The sequence below is a fragment of the Cupriavidus malaysiensis genome (genome assembly GCF_001854325.1).
In the GTDB taxonomy this organism is placed as follows: Bacteria; Pseudomonadota; Gammaproteobacteria; order Burkholderiales; family Burkholderiaceae; genus Cupriavidus; species Cupriavidus malaysiensis.
The window spans coordinates 1,962,291-1,982,547 of the sequence record NZ_CP017755.1 but is presented as its reverse complement, the minus strand read 5'-3'; the positions used below and the strand labels follow the sequence as shown (position 1 = coordinate 1,982,547).

The following is a 20,257-nucleotide window of genomic DNA, read 5'->3' as shown; positions in this document are numbered from 1 at the left end:
CCGGCCCAGCGCTGGCTCTACGCTAATCGATTTGGCCGCCTGCCGCAATGCGGCGGGCGGCCACCCGGCGCGGCTCAGAGTTCGCGCCGTTGCAGCGCGCCGGCGATGTACTCGGCCTGGCGGATCGCCAGCGCCACGATGGTCAGGGTGGGGTTGGACGCCGAACTGGAAGCGAACTGGCTGCCGTCGGAGACGAACAGGTTAGGGATGTCGTGGCTCTGGCCCCAGCGGTTGACCACGCCGTCGCTGGCCTTGGCGCTCATGCGGTTGGTGCCCATATTGTGGCTGGCGGGGTAGGGGGGCATGTCGATCACGCGGGTGGCGCCGACCGCCTCCGACATCTTGCGGAACTGGGCCAGCCCATGGGCGCGCACGGCGGCATCGTTGGGGTGGTCGGTCTTGCTCACGATCGGCACCGGCAGGCCGTACTGGTCCTTCTCGGTGGCGTGCAGGGTGATGCTGTTGCGCTCCTGCGCCAGGTCTTCGCCGCAGACCCAGACACAGCTCATGTGGTCGTACATTTCCAGTGCCGAGGAGACTTCGCGGCCCCAGCCGCCCGGCTTCATGAAGGCGGCGGTGAAGGGCAGGCCCAGCGCCAGTCCTTCCAGGTGATAGCCGCCGAAGAAGCCCCGCTTCGTGTCGAGCCGGGCTTCGTCCGAGACCACCGCCGCCAGCGCGGTGCCGCGGTACATATAGACCGGCTTGCGATGGATCGCCACGGCTGCCGCGGTGGTGTGGTTCAGGTAGTTGCGGCCAACCTGGCCGGAAGAATTGGCCAGCCCCTGCGGGAACTTGCTGCTGGCCGAGTTCAGCAGCAGACGCGGCGATTCGATCGAGTTGCCGGCCACGCAGACGACGCGCGCGCGCTGGAACTGGCGCCGGCCGTGCTCGTCGGCATAGAGCACGCCGGTGACCTTGCCGGCGGCGTCGTGCTCGATCTGCAGCACCATGGATTGCGGCCGCAATTCCGCCTTGCCGGTGGCCACGGCACGCGGCACCTCGGTGTAGAGGGTGGACCATTTGGCGCCGATCTTGCATCCCTGCATGCAGAAGCCGATCTGCATGCAGCCCGGGCGGCCGTCATAGGGTTGCGAGTTGACCGCCATCGGCCGCACGATCTCCTTGTAGCCGATCTTGTGCGCGCCGGCCGCCAGCACCTTGTAGTGGTTGTTTTCCGGCAGCGCCGGCAGGCCGGAGGCGGCGGTGGTGGTCACGCCCATCTTCTTCTCGGCGCGATCGTAGAACGGCGCGAGTTCGTCGTAGGTGATGGGCCAGTCGATCAGGTTGGCGTCCTTCACCGCACCATAGGTGCTGCGGTTGTGGAAGTCGTGCGGCATGAAGCGCAGCGCCACGCCGGACCAGTGCACCGTGGAGCCGCCCACGCCCTTGACGATCCAGGCCGGCAGGTTGGGGTAGGTCTTGGTGTGATGCCAGCCGCCGGCCGAGATGCGCTTGTCCAGCCACGAGATCTTGTTGAACATCTCCCACTCGTCGTTCTCGAAATCGGCCTGCGTAAAGTGCTTGCCGGCTTCGAGGATCACGCTGCGTATGCCGCGCTGGGCCAGTTCGTTGGCGAGCGTGCCGCCGCCCGCGCCGGAACCGATGATGACGACCACGCTGTCGTCTTTGAGGTCGAACTTCGTTGCCATGCTTGTCTCCATGCGCCGCTCCGGGGGGCTTGCCGCAGCCCGGGCGGCTTCTTGTCGGGGGGAATGCCGGTGCCGGCGGCTCAGAGCCAGTCGATATCGTCGAAGCCGCGGTGCAGGTAGCCGCCTTTCTCCCAGGATGAACCCTCGTAGCCCAGCAGGGGCCACACTGCTTTGTTGTTGTAGAGGCCGGTGACCAGTTCGCCGCGCACCTTCTGGAAGAAGGGCGTGGTCTCGATGGCTTGCAGCAGCGCGACGCGGTCGCCTTCCCTGGCGAGTTCGCCGTAGGGACGGCCGAAGCGTTCGCGTGCCGACGCATCCAGCGCGGCGACGCCCTGCTGCAGCAGGGCGCGCGTGGCCTTGTCGCCGGCGGCGGATTTCTCCAGCGGGGCGATGGCATCGACGTAGTAGCGGTCGGACAGCTTGTCGTGGGGGAAGATGTCGCGCGACATGGCTACCAGCGTGCGCGCGGTGGCCGGGCCAAGCGCGCGGAACGGCGCCGTCATGGCTTCGCGCGGCGGCTGGGCCAGCGCCGCCGGCGTGACTGTCACGCCGATCGCGGCAAGGCCGCCGCCGCGCAGGAAGCCCCGGCGCGAGACGGTGGGCTGCTTGCGCAGGGTACGCATGGTGGTGCCGGTGCCGGGGCCGGCAGGTTGCGGGGATTTCATCTGTTTTGTCTCCATTCGTTGTGGGACCGCGGCGCGGACGTTGTCCGCTCCTTGTCCCGCTCATTGCTTGTTGCCGGCGGCCACCTCCCGCCGCTTTGTCGCGGCTTGTGGGGCGGAGCCATTCAGCACGGGCTGGGCACGGCGTGCGGCGGGCCGAAGGCCGGCGCCGGGCGTGCCCTGGGGCGGCCGTGGCCGGGCTCGCCGAGCACGTCGATCAGCATGTGGTGCAGCCGCTCGGCCAGCACCGTGGCCATCAACGGCGTGCCGAGTTGTTCGGCGCAGGACGTGGTGCAGGCGCGCAGGCGGTCGGCATCGGCGGGATCGCCGCCGAGCGCGGCGCATAGCAGCGGCCAATCGGGCGCTGCGATCAGCGTGCCGGAGGTGAGCAGCACGCCGGTACGCCGGCGCACCTGCGCCAGGCCGACGATCTTGCGCTGGCCCACCACTACCTCCCAGGGCGAGAGCCCACCGAAGCACGCCCACTTCAGCGTATCCGCCGGCGGGGCCAGCCGCACTTCCTCCGGCGGCACCGCGTAGGCTGCAATGCCGAGATCGCGCAGCAGCCCGGCGTGCAGCACGCCCAGCCAGCGGTAGCTCGACACCGTACCGGTGCCGACCAGCGCGTGGCCGGCGGGCAGCACGATCGAAGCCGACAGCATCCAAGGACCGGTCAGCACGGCGCCGCCGCCCGAGTCCCGCTGCGCGACCGGGGTGGCGCAGCCGGTCAGGCGCTCGCGCATGGATGACTGCGCGCAGCCCAGCACGATGCCCGGCGCGGCATAGGTCCACAGGCGCACGGCCGGGCGCAGCACCGGCTCCGCCAGGCGGGCCCGGTTCCAGGCTTGTTCTTCGGTGCAGCCTGCGCCGCTGGCGAGGAAGGCGGGGGCGAGCATCACAGGCCTTCCACGGTTTCCAGCCGCGTCTTGAGGTCGGTCAGGAAGCGCGCGGCCGGATAGCCGTCCACCGCGCGGTGGTCGAACACGAGGTGCAGGCCCATCATCGGCGCCACCGCGATCCAGTCGTCCTTGACCACGGCCCGCTTGGCCACGCGCGTCACGCCGAGGATGGCGGCCTGCGGCACATTGAGGATGGGCGTGAAGCTGTCGATGCCGGTCATGCCCAGGTTGGTCACGGTGAAGGTGCCGCGCTGGTAGGCGCCGGCCGGCAGCGTGCCGGCGCGCGCGCCGGCGGCCAGGGCGCGGCTCTCCGCCGCGATTTCCGCCACCGTCCTGGTATCCACGTCGCGCAGCACCGGCACCATCAGGCCCTCGTCGAGGCTGACCGCGAGGCCGAGGTTGATGTTCGGCATCAGCTCGATCTCCTTCTCCAGCACACGCGCGTTCAGGCGCGGATGCTGACGCAGGGTCAGCGCCACGGCGCGCAGCACGAAGGCCGTCAGGGTGATCTTGCACTCGGGCCCCACGTTTTTCTGCATGGTGTGGCGCGCCAGTTCCAGCAGGGTCACGTCCACCTCGACCGAATGCGCCACCCGCGGCACGGCCCAGCCGGCGCTCATATTGCGGGCGATGGCGCCACGCATGCCTGTCAGGGGCAGCATGAGGCGGTCGCCGGCGTCGGCCGTTGCCGCGGCGCCCGGCCCGCTCAGCACGGAAGCGAGACTGTGGCTCATGATCTCGGCTCCAGCCGGGCGAGCACGGCGCCGCGTCCGAACGTGTCCTGCGCCGCCACTGCCAGCGCGGCGACGATGCCGTCCACGGGCGCGACGATTTCATGGGTAGTCTTGACCAGCTCGGCCACGCCCAGCGGCTGGCCCGCGCTGACCGCATCGCCGGGCTTGACCAGCCATTCCTGCAACAGGGCTTCGGTGCCGTCTTCCACGTCCTGCCAGACGGTGTCGGCCATCGTTACGTCGGTCATGCTGCTTCTCGCTTCAGTTGATAGGAAAGGGGGCGGTCCTGCACCAGGGCGCGGACCTGCGCGGCTATGGTGTCGACCTGAGGAATCACGAATTGCTCGAGCGGGCGCGAGAAGGGGATGGGCACGTCTGGCACCGCCAGGCGCCGCACCGGCGCGCGCAGCGCCACGCTGTCGAGGTTTTCCGCCACGACGGCGGCAATCTCGCCGGACAGGCCGAAGCTCAGGTAATCTTCGTCGGCCACCAGCAGGCGGCCGGTCTTGGCCACCGAGCGCAGCACCGTCTCGCGGTCGAGCGGGACGATGGTGCGCAGGTCGATCACCTCCGCATCGATGCCTTCGGCCGCCAGCTGCTCGGCCGCCAGCAGCGATTTCTGCACCATCTGCGAGAGCGTGACGATGGTCACGTCGCGGCCGCTGCGGGCCACCCGTGCCTGCCCGAAGGGAATGGTGTAGGCTTGCTCCGGCACGGCATTGGTACTGCCTTCGAAGTAGGACATCCACGACAGGCCCATGATGCCCTTGTGGTAGCAGAACACGACCGGATTGTCGTCGCGGATGGCCTGAGTCATCAGGCCCTTGGCGTCGTACGCGTTGGACGGTACCACCACCTTCATGCCGGGCATGTGGGCAAAGCTGGCATACAGGCATTGCGAATGCTGGGCGGCATCGTTGTAGCCGCCGCCGATGCCGGTCATCACCACCGCCGGCAGGCCCACGCGCCCGCCGGACATATAGGTGTTCTTGGCGAGGTGGTTGTAGATCTGGTCGAAGCACACGCCGAAGAAATCCACGAACATCAGTTCCGCGATCGGGCGCAATCCTTCCGCGGCGGCGCCGATGGCCGCGCCCATGAAGGCGGTCTCCGAGATCGGCGTATCCATGATGCGATCCGGCCCGAAGCGGTCCAGCAGGCCGGTGGTGGCGCTGAAGATGCCGCCGTACTTGCCGATGTCCTCGCCCATCACGAAGACGCGCGAGTCGCGCTCCATTTCCTGGCCGATGGCTTCGGCGATGGCCTGGGCCATGGTGAGCGTGCGCGTGCCATGGGACGCGCTCTGTGCGGTTTGCATGCTGGTCTCCTGTTTATGCGGGTGCGGGTCTTACTGGACGAAGACGTGTTGCAGCGCTTCTGCGGGCGCGGGGTAGGGGCTGTTGCGGCCGAACGCATAGGCGGCCTCGATGCGGTCCGAGACGCTCTGGCGCAAGGCGGCTTCGGCGGCGTCGTCGAGCAGGCCGCTGGCGCGCAGCGAAGTGCCCAGGGCGTGGATCGGGTCGGCGCTGCGCAGGGTCTTGGCTTCGTCGCGCGGGCGGTAAGTTTCCGGGTCGCCCTGGAAGTGGCCGAGATAGCGGTCGGTCTTGACTTCGATCAGGGTGGGGCCTTCGCCGCGGCGCGCCCGTGCCACGGCCTCGCCGGCGGCGCGGTACACCGCGACGGCGTCGTTGCGCTCCACCAGCACGCCAGGCATGCCATAGCCGGCGGCGCGCACGTCGTTGGAAGGCACCGAGGTGGAGGCGGATTTCTCCACCGAGATGCCGTACTTGTTGTCCTCGCAGACGAACACCACCGGCAGCTTCCACAGCGCGGCCAGATTGAGCGACTCATGGAACGAGCCCTGGTTGGCCGCGCCTTCGCCAAAGAAGGACACGGCCACCCAGTCCTTGCCCAGCTTGCGCGCCGCCAGCGCGGCGCCACAAGCCTGCGGGGAGCTCGCGCCGACGATGCCGCTGCAGGAAAACTTGGTCTCGGGATGGAACAGGTGCATGTGGCCGCCCTTGCCGCGTCCGAGCCCGGTGGCCTTGCCGAACATCTCGGCGGTCATGGCATCGAGCGGCACGCCTTTGGCAATGGCGAAGTGGTGCGAGCGGTGCGCGCCGACCACGGTATCTTCCGGGCGCAAGTGCGCGCATACGCCCACGGCCACCGGCTCTTGCCCGGCCGAGAGATGCATCTCTCCCGGCACCGGGCCGGCGCCGATATCGAAGGCCAGGCCTTTCTGGATCCTCGGCGGCAGCTTGCCTTCCAGGTAGACCTTGGCCATGGTCTCTTCGTATTGCCGGATCTCGATCATCTTCTCGTACATCCACAGAAGATGGCTTGGGGTGGGTTCCATTCGGGGTCTCCTCTTGCTTTCGTTTCAGCGGCCGGCTGCGGTGCCGGACAAGCCTTGATCGCAAGAGTGGTGCCAGCGCGGCCGGATGCGCGGCGCGCGGCGCGGCGCATCCCGCCAGGCCTTGCCGGAGGCGGGATGCGGGAGGAAAAGGCAGGTCTGCCGGCGGGCCCGCGGCAGACATCTGTCGCGCCTTGCGGCGAGACAGATGTCGCATCGGGCGGGACATCTGTCGCCGCAAGCGGCTGCCGCCGCCGGGGCAGGGCAAGGCGACGCCGGGCGCCGATGAGGCCGGTGGAGGGCGCTTCAGCCCGTCTTTTTCGAGAGCCCGTAGAACTCGAAATAGACCGCGTAGATCAGCATGACGTAGTTGAGTAGATCGACCCAGGTAAGCGGATCGCCGCCAAAGCCGGGGACGATCTCCGCTTCATGGAGCACCGCGCCGGCGAACCATCGCGTATAGGCGAGGAAGGAGATCAGCCCAAGTCCCCAGCACGATGCGGCGCGTATCGCCCGGTTGGTGCCGGCGCCGAACCGGTTGGGCCAGTTGCCGGCGACGTTGGCCCAGAAGATCAGCCAGAAGGCGATCCATACGCCCAGCTGCGCAGGCCAGCTTGGGAGCATCGCGCCGATCTTCTCGACGGCGCCGGGCGGGATGAGCACCCATCTGAGCAAGGCCAGATGCACGGCATAGAGCGCCGTGCCCAGCAGGATGTTGCCGCCCAGCGCGGCAAGTGCCATATGGCTTTTACGGCTCAGCCGGCTCCACGGCCAGTTGTCGAAGATCAGGAACGTCGCCAGCCACGCCACAATGACCGAATAGAACCAGCCGATCGCTACCGGCAGCGGCAGCAGGATCGCATGCGGCGTGGTGGCGGTCGATATGCCGGGGTAGATCAGCAGGAAATAGCCCAGGCCGGTGAGGCAGGCGCCGGCGGCGAGTTGCGCAAGGCCGCTGGCCGCGGGGCTCAGGCCGCTGCCGGACCACGGCCATCCGGCCATGCCCGTCGCCAGTATGCCGAAGCCGTAGAAGCCGATCAGCACGATCAGGCCGGCCGCGCCATAGCCGGCGCCGTTGATGGCGCCGAATGCCGGATCGAGTTCGCCGTAGCCGTAGACGAGTACGGCGGGGAGGGCGAAGGACAGCGCCAGCGTCACGATGGTGGCGAGGCAGCCCCGGAGGGGCTGCCTCAACGCCGAGAATCCGGCCATGCCGAAGTTGAAACCGATGAAAACGAGCACCAGGATGCCCCAGAAGAGGTACATGCCGAACGGCTGGGGAGCATACTGCCAGACGGCCTGCCTGGGGTCCGCGAACAGGCGCCATACGCCAAGGCTGACGCCGTGCACGATCAGGAATACGGCCACGGAGAATGCCAATGGCCGCAGCGCGAATCCGGCAGGCGCGAGCGCTGGTGTGTCTTGAGCTTCGATATTGGGGCTGAGGGGTTCCATGACCGGCATGTCCAGTACGATGAAAGCCCGGCACGCGAGGCGCGCGCGCTGCCCGATGCCCGATGCCCGATGGTGCATCGCGCAGGCTCGCATACCGGTGGGATGGGGAGGGGGCGGCCGCGTCGGTCAACGCGGCCCGTCGGAGCGAGAGGGCGTCAGGCTGTCAAAGCCGACCGGCTGGCAATCGGCTGGACGATGATCTTGACGTTGCCGTCCTTGTTGTTGACGAGCTCTTCGAAGCCGTGCGACACAATGTCGGCGAGGGAGATCCGCCCTGTGATGAGCGGCTGCACGTCGATGCGGCCATCGGCGATAAAGCGGATCACGTCGGCGAATTCGCCGTTATAGGCGAGCGATCCGATGATTTCCTTCTCCGTCGATACGATCTCGAAGAAATTGAACGCGCTGGGTTCTTCGAAAATCCCCACCATCACGCATTTGCCGGCTTTGCGGATCACGTCGATGGCAAGCTTCGCCGTGGCCTTGTTGCCGATGCACTCGAAGGACACGTCCGCGCCATAGCCGCCGGTCAGCGCCTTGACCTCCGCGATCGCATCGCACTCCTTGGGATCGATGACGACGTTGGCACCGACTTCGAGCGCCTTCTTCTTGCGCGCCGACGACATTTCGAGCGCGATGATGCGTCCTGCGCCGGCCGCCTTCGCGCACATGATCGTGCACAGGCCGATGGTGCCGGCGCCGACCACCACCACCGTCTGGCCGACGATGTTGCCGGCTTTCTTCACGGCATGAAGCCCTACCGCCAGCGGCTCGATCAACGCGCCTGCCTCGGTCGGGAAGTTCTCCGGCAGCTTGTAGAGCAGCTCCGCCGGCACGTTGACGTATTCCGCGAATGCGCCATTGTTCATCAGGCCGGTGAACGCGAGGTTCTCGCAGATGTTGTACAGGCCATGGGTGCAGTAATAGCATTTCCCGCAATGCTGGCAGGCGTCCGCGGTGACGCGTTCGCCGACCTGGAAACCGGTGACGCCTGCACCCAGCTCAGCGATTTCGCCGCTGAACTCGTGACCGAGTATGCATTGCCCCTTCAGGCCGGTGAGCGGGTGGGGATGATCGACCGGGATAAAGACCGGCCCCGCGACATACTCATGCAAGTCCGACCCGCAGATGCCGCACCAATGCACGCGGATCTTTACCCATCCCTCGGCGGGCTTGTCCGGAACGCGCACTTCCTCGACGCGCACATCGTGGCGGCCCCGCCATACGGCGGCCTTCATGCTGGACTGATGCACCGAATCTTCGTTGCTCACGGTTGTGTCTCCATCGTAATTGTGGGGGGGGGACGACGCAGGCCATGCGGGGGGCGCTGGTTCATGCCTGGCATGGCCTTCGTGCAGCAGGGAAATCGCATGAACCATGCCAGTGAGCACAGCGCACGAGGGCGGGCGACGCAGACGCTGGGTATGCTGCGGTGCAGTGTGGCGCTGCGTCAGGCGCCGGCGTGGTGAACCGCTGGCCGCGCGCGTTTATCGTTGCGATACAGCAAGATGCCGGCGACGGCCCGGCGAGCTGCGGGCCGCCGGCATGAGACGGCTTGGCTCGGTCCGGTGAGACACCGTGCCTCAGTCCGCCTCGTCCGCCTGAGACGAGGGCGCGGACCCCGGCAAGGATGCCGAACCCGGATAGACGATCTTGTATCGGGCCATCTTGCGGTAGATGGTGGCGCGGCTCATGCCCAGGGCCTTGGCGGTTTCCTTGACGCGCCAGTGATGGCAGGCGAGCATCTGCACGATGTGCTCCCGTTCGAGATGCTCGCCGGGGCGCAGGCCGGCACTGTCGAACGCCTGTGGCGCGACTGGCGGGCTAACCGGCTGCGGTGCCGCCATGGCGCCATCCGCGGCGCAGCGCAGATAATCGGGAAGATGTTCGGCGGCAATGACGCCGGGGGCCGCAGCCAGCGCGCATGCGTACCGCAACGCCATGCGCAGCTGCCGTACGTTGCCGGGCCAGCGATAGCGGCGGATGCATGCCAGCGCTTCGGCGGACAGCGCCGGGCGGCTGCCGTGCGCTTCGGTTTCTTCCGCGAGGAAGAAATCGACGAGCTCGTCGAGGTCGGAGCGATCGCGCAGGGGAGGCAGCCGGAACACCGCGCCGGTCAGGCGATAGTAGAGATCTTCCCGGAAGGTACCGTCGGAGACCATGCGCGCAAGGTCCCTGTGGGTCGCGCAGATCAGGTTGATGTCGACCCGCACCGATTGCTCGGAGCCCAGCGGTACCAGCTCGCTCTCCGCCAGGACGCGAAGCAGCCTGGTCTGCAGCGGCAAAGCCATGTCGCCGATCTCATCGAGGAACAAGGTGCCGCCGTGCGCCTGGAGTATCTTCCCTTTGAGCCCCTTGCGCTTGGCGCCGGTGAATGCCCCTTCCGCGTAACCGAACAGCTCGCTTTCGATCAGCGTATCCGGGATCGCCGCGCAGTTCACGGCGACAAATGCCTGCGACGCACGCAGCGAACCGCGATGGACGGCGAGCGCGAACGCCTCCTTGCCTGTTCCCGTCTCGCCTTGCAGCAGCATGGGAATGCGCCGGTCGACGATCTTGAGCGCGCGGGCGAGATGCGACGAGAATTGCGGGTCGCCGATGACCAGATGATCGCTGGCAAGAGCACGGGGAGCGTGCCCGGCGGCCGGGTGTTCCGGCGACAGCGAAATCGTGCGCAGGGCCTGGCGGGGCGGGCGCAGGCTTGCAAAGAAGCGTCCTGCGCCGCGGGTCAGCCGCAACGGGAACATCTCCATGCCATTGTTCAGGTCGATGACCTGTCCGGCATTCAGGTCGAACAGATGCTGGACGTTCGCCGGTATCGCGGTGTATAGCGCGCTCAGCATGCTCTTTGTCTGCCGGTTCATCGCTACGATGTTTCCGGCATCGTCGAATGCAATCAGCAATTCGGGGTGCAGGCTCAGGTAGTCCTGGCTGCGGTGCAGGTACAGCGTCCACAGATGGCTGGTATCGTGCAGCAGGCAGGCGTTCTCGATCATCTCCGCCGCCTGGCATACCCAGGCGTAGATCAATTCCTGCGAGTCGCGATTCTCGCTGTTTCGCACGGCCGATACGTCCAGTACGCCGGTCAATTCGCCGGATGGCGAAATAATGGGCGCGGCGGTACAGGTCAGGCAGGTGAATGCGGCCCTGAAGTGATCCTCGGTGTGGACGGTAATGGGTTCCTTGTCGGCCAGGACGCAGGCCACCCCGCTGGTTCCTTCGGAGTCCTCGGTGAAATAGCGGCCGTGATACAGCCCATGCTGCCGGTATTCCCTGCGGCGGTCTTCCTGGCCACGGAAATCGATCAGGGCGCCATCGGCGTCGGCCACCAGGACGCAATAGCCCGCTTTGCCGACAATGCCGTGCAACCGCTCCACCACCGGGTTCGAGAAGCGCAGCAGGGCCTCGGCACTGCTGCGCCTGTCCTTCAGCTCCGCAGCGCTGATGACGCGCGGGCCGGACGTATTGCCCGGGTCCAGCCGGAAGGTATTGAGCGAGCGGGTCCAGGAGCGGAACAGGCGCGCCTGCGCTGCAGCCTCGTTGAATGACGCCTGGTCGACCACGGATGAGACGCGCCGCGCGTGTTGCAGTGCATAGGACTGGGTCATTTCCGCTTCCTCGACATGCATAACTCCTGTTGCCCGGGGCGTCGGCGTCCGCATCCGCCAGTCCATACCGGCCGTGCCGGACGCGAGAGTCCCGTCGTACTCGCCCGCGCATCGCGCACGGCCCGCCTTTTTAGCATATCCCGCGCTGGCAATCACACCGCATTGCAGCACGCGAAGCGCGCGCGGCACCGCCACGCGGTCGTCTTCATGGTAAAAGTTTCCGGCTTTTGTTACTAATACGGACCATTATCATTGGTATTCCTGTCAGAAAGGATAGGCCACCTCCGCGCCTTCCCGCGCTCCCCGGCGCCACGCCATCTCGCCTGGCCCGCCGGCATGCCGGCGGCAGCGGAAGCGGCAGCCGAAGCCCGCCCTCGATGCTGAGTGATATCACCGACGATGACACCGAGATCATCTTGGTCACAAGGTACGGCGCAGAGGAGGTGCGGCTTGCCCAAGGCATGCGGACATGCGGACGCCTGAATGCAAGCAAAGAGGCCCGCAGTGCCGGCTCGCGCTAGTGAGTCGGGGTAGGGACCCCGTCCAAGGGTGCTGGATGATCGCGCCGGGCAGCAGGAAGGCAGCGCCTGAGGCCATTATTCGATTGGAAGATGGCCGGTCGCTCAAGGTGCCATTGCGTGAGGTCACGGTCGAAGCGACCTGAGTCCCGGGCGGCCGAGATCTGGAACGAATCTTCAGTTGGCGCGAGTCGTGCAAGGTTTCGGCCAGCTACCAGCGGCACTCTCGATGCCGGATGGCGGCTACCGACCCGAAATGGACTGCCACAGTTGCAAAAAGCGGTCGGTCTACGGAAAGCAAAGGGTAATTTTCTTCAATACGTGCGGTCCCATCCCGCTATACCTTCGGGCTCTGTGATTTCTCAACGAGCGTATCGAAGGCAATAGATGAGCCATCTTCTTTCCATGAGCGCCTTTGCCCTGGCTGCATCGATTTCTCCCGGGCCCGTCAACATCGTTGCGTTGAGTACAGGCGCTCAGCATGGACTACGCGCCAGCATGCGGCATGTTACGGGAGCGACCATTGGTTTTACGTTGTTGCTCTTGCTGACCGGGTTGGGATTACACGAAATCCAGAGTCATTGGCCGTATCTGACGAAGTCAATTCAGTGGGCCGGGGTAACGTTTCTGTTTTACATGGCCTACAAGCTCGCCGTCGATGACGGGCGACTCGGAGCGGAGGAGGCAACAAAAGGTCCGTCGTTGCTCTCCGGAGCAGCGATGCAGTGGCTGAATCCGAAAGCATGGCTAGCATCCCTTGCGGGCATGGGGGCATACGCAGCAAACGGCGACCGCATGTTGGTCTGGCAGTTCACGGTAGTCTATTTCGTGATCTGCTATGGATCGATTGCCTGCTGGGCATATGCAGGATCATTTTTGCGTCAATACTTGAGCGATCCCAAGCGGGTCCGGCTATTCAATCGCCTGATGGCGCTGTTGCTTGCGGGCAGCGCCGTCTACCTGCTTCAGGCATAGGCGGCTGGCTCGGCCACGCCCTGGGGCTCAACCACGATACTGGCGAGGCGTGGCCGCCACAAATTGCCGGAAAGTCCGTTGCAGGTGGGCCTGATCGGAGAATCCCGCTTCAATGGCGACATCGGCGATGGCTCGCCCCCGCCTGAGCTCTGACCGGCTGTATTCGATACGGCAATTGATAAGGTACGCGTGAGGCGTCATGCCGTAGCGATCCTTAAAAGAGCGGATCAGATAGGACGCAGAGAGATCTGCTGCTGCACAGATCTCCGCCAGCTTCAGCGAGCGCGTGCAGTTTTCTCGTATGTATTCCGCCGCGCGGACGAGCTTTCGATTCGGGCTCCCAGTCAATGCAGGGGCCGGGCTCAGCGCTTGCTGCACTTCCGAAAAGAAGGTGAGCGCCGCACTATGCTTTTTCAGATGGTCTGCGTGCTCGTCGGTGCATACGGCATATAGGCGATTCAACCCAGCATACAGGTCAGGCCGAGTCGTCATGGTGGTCGAAAACGCACGAAAGCCGCAGTTGTGACTGAAACCGAGTTCATGCTGAAGGTCCATCAGCCAAGAAACGTTCACATAGAACATGCGATACGACCATGGCTGATTGTCGATCGGATTGCAGGCGTGGACATCTTCCGGGTTGATGACCACCACTGCGCCGGCACCCACGTGCTCCTGGACTCTCCCGTTGAGATACGTACTGCGGCCGCCCGTGATCGCACCGATTGAGAACGTGTCATGCGCGTGCTTTGCATAGCAAACCTGGCGACCGCCCTGTATTGAACGAGCCTCGATAAACGGCAGCGTTTCATCGCGCCAGAACGTCGGGGCTATTGTCTCTTTGACCGTAAGGGGCACACTGTTCATCTGGATTCGCGGCTATGTCCACGCTTGGCATTGGGTACTGTAACGCATCCTCGGTCGAGCACGGTGCCCAGATTGGCCCGGGAAGTCGGCCGGCCGCCTCTGGCCGATCTCCGCCTCCAGCGACTTCTCTCGACGATCGGCGACGGCCTTTGACGGCTCCCGACCCAAAGCGGTCCATCGAAATTCTCCAAAGCGGTCGGTCAAAGATGCAGCTTTGCCGTCAGAAGCGGCACTTCTGCCTTGCATGTCCTTCGATTCCGTCTCTGTGCCGCTGCCGGATGGCAGCGATGCTATGGCTTTCGCCGGTCATCGAGTTTCAATTGGCTCGGTATTTGATAGATGACGTACTTGTATTTCGGTATCAGCCTGCGTTCCGCTACGACACCGCCGAGAGATTCGGCAATGCGTCGACTGGGGTAGTTTTCTTCAGCAACAGGATAGGTGAAGCGATCGATGCCCAGTTCGCGGCTTGCCCACGTTGCCACAAGACTAACCGCTTCACGGCCAATGCCTTCGCGGTGGCGATCCTCTCGAATCCAAATGCCCAACTCCGCACTAGGGCTCTTAACGTGATGGAGTCCCGCCAATCCAAGAAATCCCCCGCTATCTCGTTGACGGACTGCAAATACAAAATCCGTTCCTTCGGCTATCGCCGGTAACCACGCTTGCCAGACGAGATCAAAGCTCTCTCTGTCAGGAGGCGGCTCCCATGACATCAAACGAGTCAGTGAAAGCGTGATGCACGGAAATGTAGCGTCAGCATCACTTGCAGAGAAGGGTTTAATCGAAAGTCGACTAGATTCGATACGGATTTCATCCGGGTGCAGCACCAAGGTTCATCCCCATGTGTTTACCGATGTCGTCGGATTGTGGCCGATGTGCATCGGCCTGTCGAACGTCTCAAAGTGGCCCGCCGCGTTCCGGGCGTATCTGGCTCAGGTGCTGGATGAGGCGCCATTCCAGCTCGTTACCAAGATGGTGGCGGAGGTGGCACCCAGGCGGCAGCGCAGGCCGTCGGAGATCTGGAAGAATCTGCGGAGGCTGGCGCAGGCATTGATGGCGACGCGCGGAGGACTGTGGGCTTGAAGGTGGATGGGAAAGGGGATCCCTGGGGAAGTCTGTTCCCGTATGCCGGCGAGGCGCGCAAGGACGGAGGAACTGCTTCGGTCCGAGGCTTTGTGACCGGGCTGTCCACATCCTTGGATGCCGTCACGCCGGTCGGTCGGGAATCAAAGTCTGCCAGCGCGATCCTGTGCTCAGTTCGCGCCGGAAAGGGGCAAGAATTCCAGACTCGCCGTGAAACAGAGCAAGCGCCTGTCGCGCTGTTGGCCTGAATCGACTAAAATCTTTCCTTTTAACCGGAAAGATTTCTGCATTCCGGAAAGGATTGGAGGTCTATCATGCTCACAGCGGGCAATGCAGTATCGGCCGCCCATGTCGCCTTCCTGGCCGGCGTCACGGACAAGGAGATCAATCGCCTCGTGGATGAAGAAGTGCTGCCGCCCACCTTGGTGTGGCGCGAGCACGGCCGACGTTTCGCCCCGTTGACTGCGCCACTGGCCCAGTTCTATTTCCAAACGAGCGACGAACTGACGCGCACCATGCGCCGGCACGTGATCGAGCACATCACGTCACGGCTGGCACAGCGCGCGGACTTTGACAACTTCCTCATCCTCAGCAGTCGTGCGCTGCATGCGGACTTCGATTGGTCGTTGAAGACGGACTTTTGCATCATTGGCCTGGGAAAGTTCGTGGAATCGGTCGTTCAACGCGCCACGCAACTGCAGCAAGCCGAGGAATACATAGTCGAGGATCGGGATGTGCTCGGCGGCACCCCGTGCTTTGCCGGCACCCGCGTGCCTGTAGCCAACGTCGTCGCGGCCTCAGACGATGGGGTTCCGTTCGCGGAACTGCAGCAAGCCTACCCGTTCCTGACGGCACCCTTGCTGGAAGACGCGAAGGTCTACGTCAAGGCCCATCCGCGACCCGGTCGACCGCGCCGCCTGCCGGAGGCCGAGTCGGCGCAGGTCATCGTTTCCCGCAAAGTGGTGAGGCCCGCGCCGGAGCGGGCGTGACGTACAAGTTCCTGATCGACGAATGCCTCTGGCCGGGCCTGGTCCGGCTCGCGCGCGATGCCGGCTATCCCGAGTCCACCTGTGTGCGTGACCGTGGCTGGTCGGGTACCCCGGACTATCGGCTTATCCGGCACGCGCTTGCGGAGGACTTCACGTTGGTGACCCATAACGCCGTGGATTTTCGCGGGCCGCTTGGCGGGCCACTGGGTGGGCTGCATACGAAAGAGCCGATACATGCCGGCCTTGTGTGCCTTGTGTCCAACCTGCCCATGACACCAGCGCGCCAACTCGATTTGTTCGGCCTTGCTCTGCAAGAGCTGGCGACGTTGCCAGACCTGATCAATCAGGCGCTTGAGGTGATTGAAGATGCCGCCGGCGGGGTGACGATCGAGCGGTATGCGATTCCGCAGTAAGGGGAAAGGCGGGCCGCCTAGCACGAAGTCATGCGGCGCACCTCCTGATGGATTCTCCAGCGCTATCCATGTGAACCCCAAACGGGCCCTCATGTCGAGTGCCAGCTCCTGGCCGCAAGCAGCCTATCAATCTTTCGGCTTCTCTGCAGCATGCATTGTTGATGATCGTCGATGTAAGACGACTGCTATCGAAGAAGGCCGATTGCCCTTGGTCGCCGAGTACGCGAATTTGCCGCGCGCCGGTCCGGGCTACGCGGCTCAAGCCCGTGCCAACGAATCCCGGATAAACCGTTCAATCGAGGCCGCGATCGCATCGACAGGTCCCTCGCTGACAAAGCGCGCGCAGTTCAGTGCCATCAAGCGCGGGAACCGATCGCGGATTTTCCTGGCCTCGCTTTCCGCGCTTGCCTTGAGATAGGTTCGGGACAATTGCCGCGCGACGATCAGGCTGGTGCATGGCTCCAGGTCGAGGGCGGGCAGCAAGAGCGCGGTGCGTGCATCGGACTCGATGCTGCTGCGGATGGATGGATAGGCTGGCGCAATGTCCGACGGATACGTCATGAACCCGGACGAGAGCGCGCAGACCATGGGCTCGGCCACGCGATGCCTGAGGTCGGCGTACAGCTGGATATTGCGTCTTGCGTATCCGGCGTAGCCGTGGCGATCTATCAGGTCGCCGATATGGCCGTGCCATGACAAGAAGCATTGGTCCAGATCGACAAAGCGCCAGTTCAGCCGGCGTGCCAGGACCGCGCCGATGGTGCTCTTGCCGGCCCCTCCTGGCCCGATCAGATGTGCGACAGGGAACATTGATCTCTCCGGCGGCGGCGGCCGGAACGCTGTCATCCCCGTCGCCGCGCTATCCCCGCCCGGCAGATCCGCTCACACAACTCGGCAAACGACACCCCGCTCGCCGCCGCTGACTGCGGCAGCAGGCTCGTCGCCGTCATCCCCGGCAGGGAATTCACTTCCAGGCACCACAGGCGGCCCTGCGCGTCGAGGCGGAAGTCGGTTCGGCTGTAGCCGTCGAGCTTGAGCGCGCGGTGCACGCGCAGCGCGGCGTCCTGCGCGGCGGCGGTGATGGCGTCGGGCAGGTCGGCGGGGAAGATCTCGCGCACGGCGCCGGGCTGGTACTTGGCGCGGTAGTCGAACACGGCTTGGGGTTCGATCAGGATCTCGCCGACCGCCAGGGCCTGGTCGCCGAGTACGCCAACGGTCAGTTCGCGGCCGGCGATGAATTGTTCGAGCATGACTTCACGGTCGAAGCGGGCGGCGTGCTGGATGGCGGCGTCCAGGGCGTCGGGGCTGCGGACGATGGACAGGCCGACCGTGGAGCCTTGCCGGTTGGGCTTGACCACCAGGGGGTAGCCGAGGTCCCGCGTCACCGTTTCGGGCGGGCAGGGGACCATGTGCCAGCGCGGCGTGGCGACGCCAGCGGCGACGAACAGGCGCTTGGACATGTCCTTGTCCATGGCGATGGCGCTGGCGAGGTGGCCGCTGCCGGTGTAGGCCATGCCGGCCAGGTCGAGCATGGCCTGCACGGTGCCGTCTTCGCCGGTGCCGCCGTGCAGGGCCAGGAAGACGACGTCGACGTCGGCCAGCGCGGGCGTGCGGATCAGGCTGGTTTCGGCCGAGCGCAGCACGGCGAGGGCGTCGGAGGCGGGCGGGGCCTCGTCCACCTTGGCGCTCAGCAGCCGGACTTCGTCTTCGTCGCTGAGCAGGCCGCGCGAGGTTTCCACGGCCAGCACATGGTGGCCGGCGCTGCGCAGGGCCTGGATGACTTGCGCGCCGCTGGCGATGGAGACTTCGCGTTCTTCGCTGGTGCCGCCGAACAGTACCGCTACCTTCAGTTTGCTATCTGGCATGGGGGCTGGGTTCTCGCAATGATGGGCCGCCCGTGCCGGTGGCGGGCAGGGGCGGGACTGGGTCGACGGCCGATGCTTCGGACACCGTCAGGCTCTGACATGGCTCAGACGTTGCCGCGGCCGAAAGTTTCCCTGATTCGGGCAGGAGACTGCAATGGACGTGACAACGGACAGCACGACGGCTGTCGCGATGGTCGCTTTCCGGCCGTCAGTGCGTGCCACGCGGATTGCGGCCGGTTGGCTGGATACTGAAGCATTTGCTTGGCCTTCAATCGTGCCCCCAAGGCGAGGCCTTACCGGCGCTTCTTGCCACTGGGTGCATGCGACCGGGATTGAGGCGGCCCGGACACTGGCGCGTCCGGGCGGGCGGCCTGGAGTGTCTCAGGCCGGCCGGCCGCGCCGCAGGTACAGGTGCTCCAGCCGGATCCGCAGCACCTCGTCGAGCGCCAGCAGCTCCTCGCGCACGGCGCGCGCACAGGCCTGGCTGACGCCGCGCAGGCGTACCTCCTGGGCCAGCAGCGGGCCGCTGCGCACCACGCGCCAGCCGTCGACGGTGCCGCCGCAGGCCGTCATGCGGCCGGAGACGTCATCGACGACCCTGTGGTCGGGTACCGAAGTGATGTGCAGGATGTGGACCAACTGGTCGCCCGCTGGCGGAAATTCCGTGCCGGTGGTGCAGGCGGTCTTGCCGGGGGTGGAGCTCGAGGTGTCCGCAATGGGACAGGGGGAGGAGGATTGTGTCTGCTGCATAGCTGCTCGCAATTGGATCACTGGAAGGATCACTCGAACCGGTGCGCGCCATGCCGCTTCCCGCTTCGTTGCCGACCATCGGCCGCATCGCCTTGAGGCAACCACCTTGCCCGGGAGAGGCAGGTTGGCGTTGATACCGTCGGGTACCAACTCTGGATGCAGGGGCGACTATAGCAGACGGCGCGGGGCCGGCGGAAGGGGCGGGTGCCGCACTGGGCACCACATCGGTGGCCGCGGCGGGCGCTTGCGTCGTCGGCGCGACGGCATGGGATTGCCCCGCTTGCGTGGCGGAGCCGTTTCGCTACACTGGCCCGGTAGTGCCCGCACGCCGGCCGGAACCGATGCGTGACGGGCGCCGGAACAGGCTACAGCATAGGGCCGATACCCCAGGCAGACATTTCCATGAAGCCCACCCCGCCCCCTTCGGCGCCCCCGCCGTCACGGGCCGCGCGCGGCCTGCGCCGCTTCGTCGCGGACGACGTGCAGGCCGCCGCGGCCGAACTCGACGGCTGGCAGCAGCGCTACCAGCAGCTCACGCCGGGCCCCTTCCGCGCCGAGGTGCAGCAGGCTGCCTTCGGCGATGTCCATGTGTTCCGCGAACAGACCTCGCAGGCCTTGCTCGAAGAGGGCGAGGCGATGCGCGGCTACCTGTCGCTGGCGCTGCCGCATGCACAGTGCGATGGCGGCTGGTTCCACGGCTATGCGATGCGTGGCGCGGGGCTGCTGACCGCCGGCAACGGCAAGGCCCTGGCCATGCGCACCCCGCGCGAACTCGATCTGCTCGGGCTGACCCTGCCGCTGCCGGCGCTGCAGCACGCGCTCGCGCTGGCCGGCGGCGCACCGGTGACGGTGGCGCAATTGCCGCCGGTGCGGCAATTGCGTCCGGGCGTGGCGGCGGAACTGCGCGCGGCGCTGCTGTCGGTGCTGGGCACTGCGGCGCTGGAAACCGAGGTGTTCCGTCACCGCTTCGTCGAGAGCGCGATGCGCGATGCCTTGCTGTTGGCGGCCGCCACGGCACTGACTGCCGACGGTGACCGCACGCATGAGTCGCTGCCCACGCCCACGGTCAGGCGACGGCTGGTGGCCGACGCCTACGACATGGTGCGCGCCGCGCCCGAAGCCGGCTGGAGTGTGCTGGCGCTGTGCGAGCGGCTGGGGGTATCGCGCCGCACGCTGCAGTACAGCTTCAATGAGGTGACCGGACTGGCGCCGCTGGACTTCGTGCGCGCGGTGCGCATGAACGGCGCGCGGCTGGCGCTGCGCGCCGGCACCGCGGATTCCGTGGGAGCGGTGGCGGCGCGCTACGGCTTTCATCACCTGCCGCGCTTTGCGGCGCAGTATCGAGAGTTCTTCGGCGAGTTGCCGTCGCAGACGCTGGCGCGGCCGCGTTGAGGGAGAGGGTCGGCGCTAGCATCAAGCGAGCTGGGTCGCGCT

20 protein-coding genes and 1 riboswitch are annotated in these 20,257 nt (G+C 65.8%); of the genes, 5 read left to right on the top strand and 15 right to left on the bottom strand.

Features of this window, described 5'->3' with window-relative positions:
* Positions 1-74: 74 nt before the first annotated feature.
* The 10 genes from BKK80_RS28305 to BKK80_RS28260 form a co-directional block, all read right to left on the bottom strand.
* Positions 75-1,649, bottom strand: a complete 1,575-nt coding sequence (locus tag BKK80_RS28305; protein ID WP_071072211.1) for a GMC family oxidoreductase — start codon at positions 1,647-1,649, stop codon at positions 75-77.
* A gap of 80 nt (positions 1,650-1,729) precedes the next feature.
* On the bottom strand, positions 1,730-2,314 hold the full coding sequence (locus BKK80_RS28300; RefSeq protein WP_205683728.1) for a gluconate 2-dehydrogenase subunit 3 family protein: 585 nt from the start codon (positions 2,312-2,314) through the stop codon (positions 1,730-1,732).
* A gap of 122 nt (positions 2,315-2,436) precedes the next feature.
* Positions 2,437-3,207, bottom strand: coding sequence for a lipoate--protein ligase family protein (locus BKK80_RS28295; protein WP_071072209.1), 771 nt, complete (start codon positions 3,205-3,207; stop codon positions 2,437-2,439).
* Positions 3,207-3,944, bottom strand: coding sequence for a 2-oxo acid dehydrogenase subunit E2 (locus BKK80_RS28290; protein WP_071019685.1), 738 nt, complete (start codon positions 3,942-3,944; stop codon positions 3,207-3,209). The genes BKK80_RS28295 and BKK80_RS28290 overlap by 1 nt, the downstream gene beginning before the upstream one ends.
* Positions 3,941-4,192, bottom strand: a complete 252-nt coding sequence (locus tag BKK80_RS28285; RefSeq protein ID WP_071019686.1) for a lipoyl domain-containing protein — start codon at positions 4,190-4,192, stop codon at positions 3,941-3,943. The genes BKK80_RS28290 and BKK80_RS28285 overlap by 4 nt, the downstream gene beginning before the upstream one ends.
* Entirely contained in the window at positions 4,189-5,262 is a 1,074-nt protein-coding gene (locus BKK80_RS28280) for an alpha-ketoacid dehydrogenase subunit beta (protein ID WP_071019689.1), read from the bottom strand. Before BKK80_RS28280 ends, BKK80_RS28285 begins: the two co-directional genes overlap by 4 nt.
* Before the next feature lie 30 nt (positions 5,263-5,292).
* Positions 5,293-6,303, bottom strand: a complete 1,011-nt coding sequence (locus BKK80_RS28275; RefSeq protein ID WP_071019690.1) for a thiamine pyrophosphate-dependent dehydrogenase E1 component subunit alpha — start codon at positions 6,301-6,303, stop codon at positions 5,293-5,295.
* 303 nt (positions 6,304-6,606) lie between these two features.
* The gene (locus tag BKK80_RS28270) at positions 6,607-7,755 is read right to left on the bottom strand and encodes a hypothetical protein (RefSeq protein WP_071073388.1); all 1,149 of its coding nucleotides are present in this window, start codon (positions 7,753-7,755) and stop codon (positions 6,607-6,609) included.
* Positions 7,756-7,910: 155 nt separating this feature from the next.
* Positions 7,911-8,993 (bottom strand): 2,3-butanediol dehydrogenase, encoded by a 1,083-nt coding sequence (locus BKK80_RS28265; protein ID WP_071073386.1) that lies wholly within the window; start codon positions 8,991-8,993, stop codon positions 7,911-7,913.
* A 345-nt stretch (positions 8,994-9,338) separates the two neighbouring features.
* Positions 9,339-11,363 carry a sigma-54-dependent Fis family transcriptional regulator gene (locus BKK80_RS28260; protein WP_162287360.1) on the bottom strand — a complete coding sequence of 675 codons (2,025 nt, stop codon included), beginning with the start codon at positions 11,361-11,363 and terminating at the stop codon, positions 9,339-9,341.
* Between the two features lie 905 nt (positions 11,364-12,268).
* Here BKK80_RS28260 and BKK80_RS28255 point away from each other — a divergent pair.
* A complete protein-coding gene (locus tag BKK80_RS28255; RefSeq protein ID WP_071019695.1) occupies positions 12,269-12,856 on the top strand; it encodes a LysE family translocator in 588 nt (195 codons plus the stop codon).
* A 27-nt stretch (positions 12,857-12,883) separates the two neighbouring features.
* Here the strand turns inward: BKK80_RS28255 and BKK80_RS28250 are convergent, their stop codons facing one another.
* Complete coding sequence (locus BKK80_RS28250; protein ID WP_071072205.1) at positions 12,884-13,720, bottom strand: helix-turn-helix transcriptional regulator; 837 nt, start codon at positions 13,718-13,720, stop codon at positions 12,884-12,886.
* A 290-nt stretch (positions 13,721-14,010) separates the two neighbouring features.
* The gene (locus tag BKK80_RS35915) at positions 14,011-14,550 is read right to left on the bottom strand and encodes a GNAT family N-acetyltransferase (protein WP_418235921.1); all 540 of its coding nucleotides are present in this window, start codon (positions 14,548-14,550) and stop codon (positions 14,011-14,013) included.
* 16 nt (positions 14,551-14,566) lie between these two features.
* Here BKK80_RS35915 and BKK80_RS28245 point away from each other — a divergent pair, with 16 nt between their 5' ends.
* From BKK80_RS28245 to BKK80_RS28235, 3 genes are all read left to right on the top strand, one after another.
* Entirely contained in the window at positions 14,567-14,806 is a 240-nt protein-coding gene (locus BKK80_RS28245; protein ID WP_236903809.1) for a hypothetical protein, read from the top strand.
* A gap of 314 nt (positions 14,807-15,120) precedes the next feature.
* Positions 15,121-15,795: a DUF433 domain-containing protein gene (locus tag BKK80_RS28240; protein WP_071072201.1), complete on the top strand. Its 675-nt coding sequence runs from the start codon at positions 15,121-15,123 to the stop codon at positions 15,793-15,795.
* A complete protein-coding gene (locus BKK80_RS28235) occupies positions 15,792-16,208 on the top strand; it encodes a DUF5615 family PIN-like protein (RefSeq protein WP_071072198.1) in 417 nt (138 codons plus the stop codon). The genes BKK80_RS28240 and BKK80_RS28235 overlap by 4 nt, the downstream gene beginning before the upstream one ends.
* A gap of 258 nt (positions 16,209-16,466) precedes the next feature.
* Here the strand turns inward: BKK80_RS28235 and BKK80_RS28230 are convergent, their stop codons facing one another.
* The 3 genes from BKK80_RS28230 to BKK80_RS28220 form a co-directional block, all read right to left on the bottom strand.
* Entirely contained in the window at positions 16,467-17,018 is a 552-nt protein-coding gene (locus tag BKK80_RS28230) for a shikimate kinase (protein WP_071072196.1), read from the bottom strand.
* Between the two features lie 32 nt (positions 17,019-17,050).
* Entirely contained in the window at positions 17,051-18,073 is a 1,023-nt protein-coding gene (locus BKK80_RS28225; RefSeq protein ID WP_071072194.1) for a D-alanine--D-alanine ligase family protein, read from the bottom strand.
* Between the two features lie 381 nt (positions 18,074-18,454).
* Positions 18,455-18,823 carry a hypothetical protein gene (locus BKK80_RS28220; RefSeq protein ID WP_071019737.1) on the bottom strand — a complete coding sequence of 123 codons (369 nt, stop codon included), beginning with the start codon at positions 18,821-18,823 and terminating at the stop codon, positions 18,455-18,457.
* Positions 18,824-18,877: 54 nt separating this feature from the next.
* Positions 18,878-18,988, bottom strand: a riboswitch (SAM-I-IV-variant riboswitch).
* Positions 18,989-19,225: 237 nt separating this feature from the next.
* Between BKK80_RS28220 and BKK80_RS28215 the strand changes: the two genes are divergently transcribed.
* Positions 19,226-20,215 carry an AraC family transcriptional regulator gene (locus BKK80_RS28215; protein WP_071072191.1) on the top strand — a complete coding sequence of 330 codons (990 nt, stop codon included), beginning with the start codon at positions 19,226-19,228 and terminating at the stop codon, positions 20,213-20,215.
* Positions 20,216-20,257: the final 42 nt, after the last annotated feature.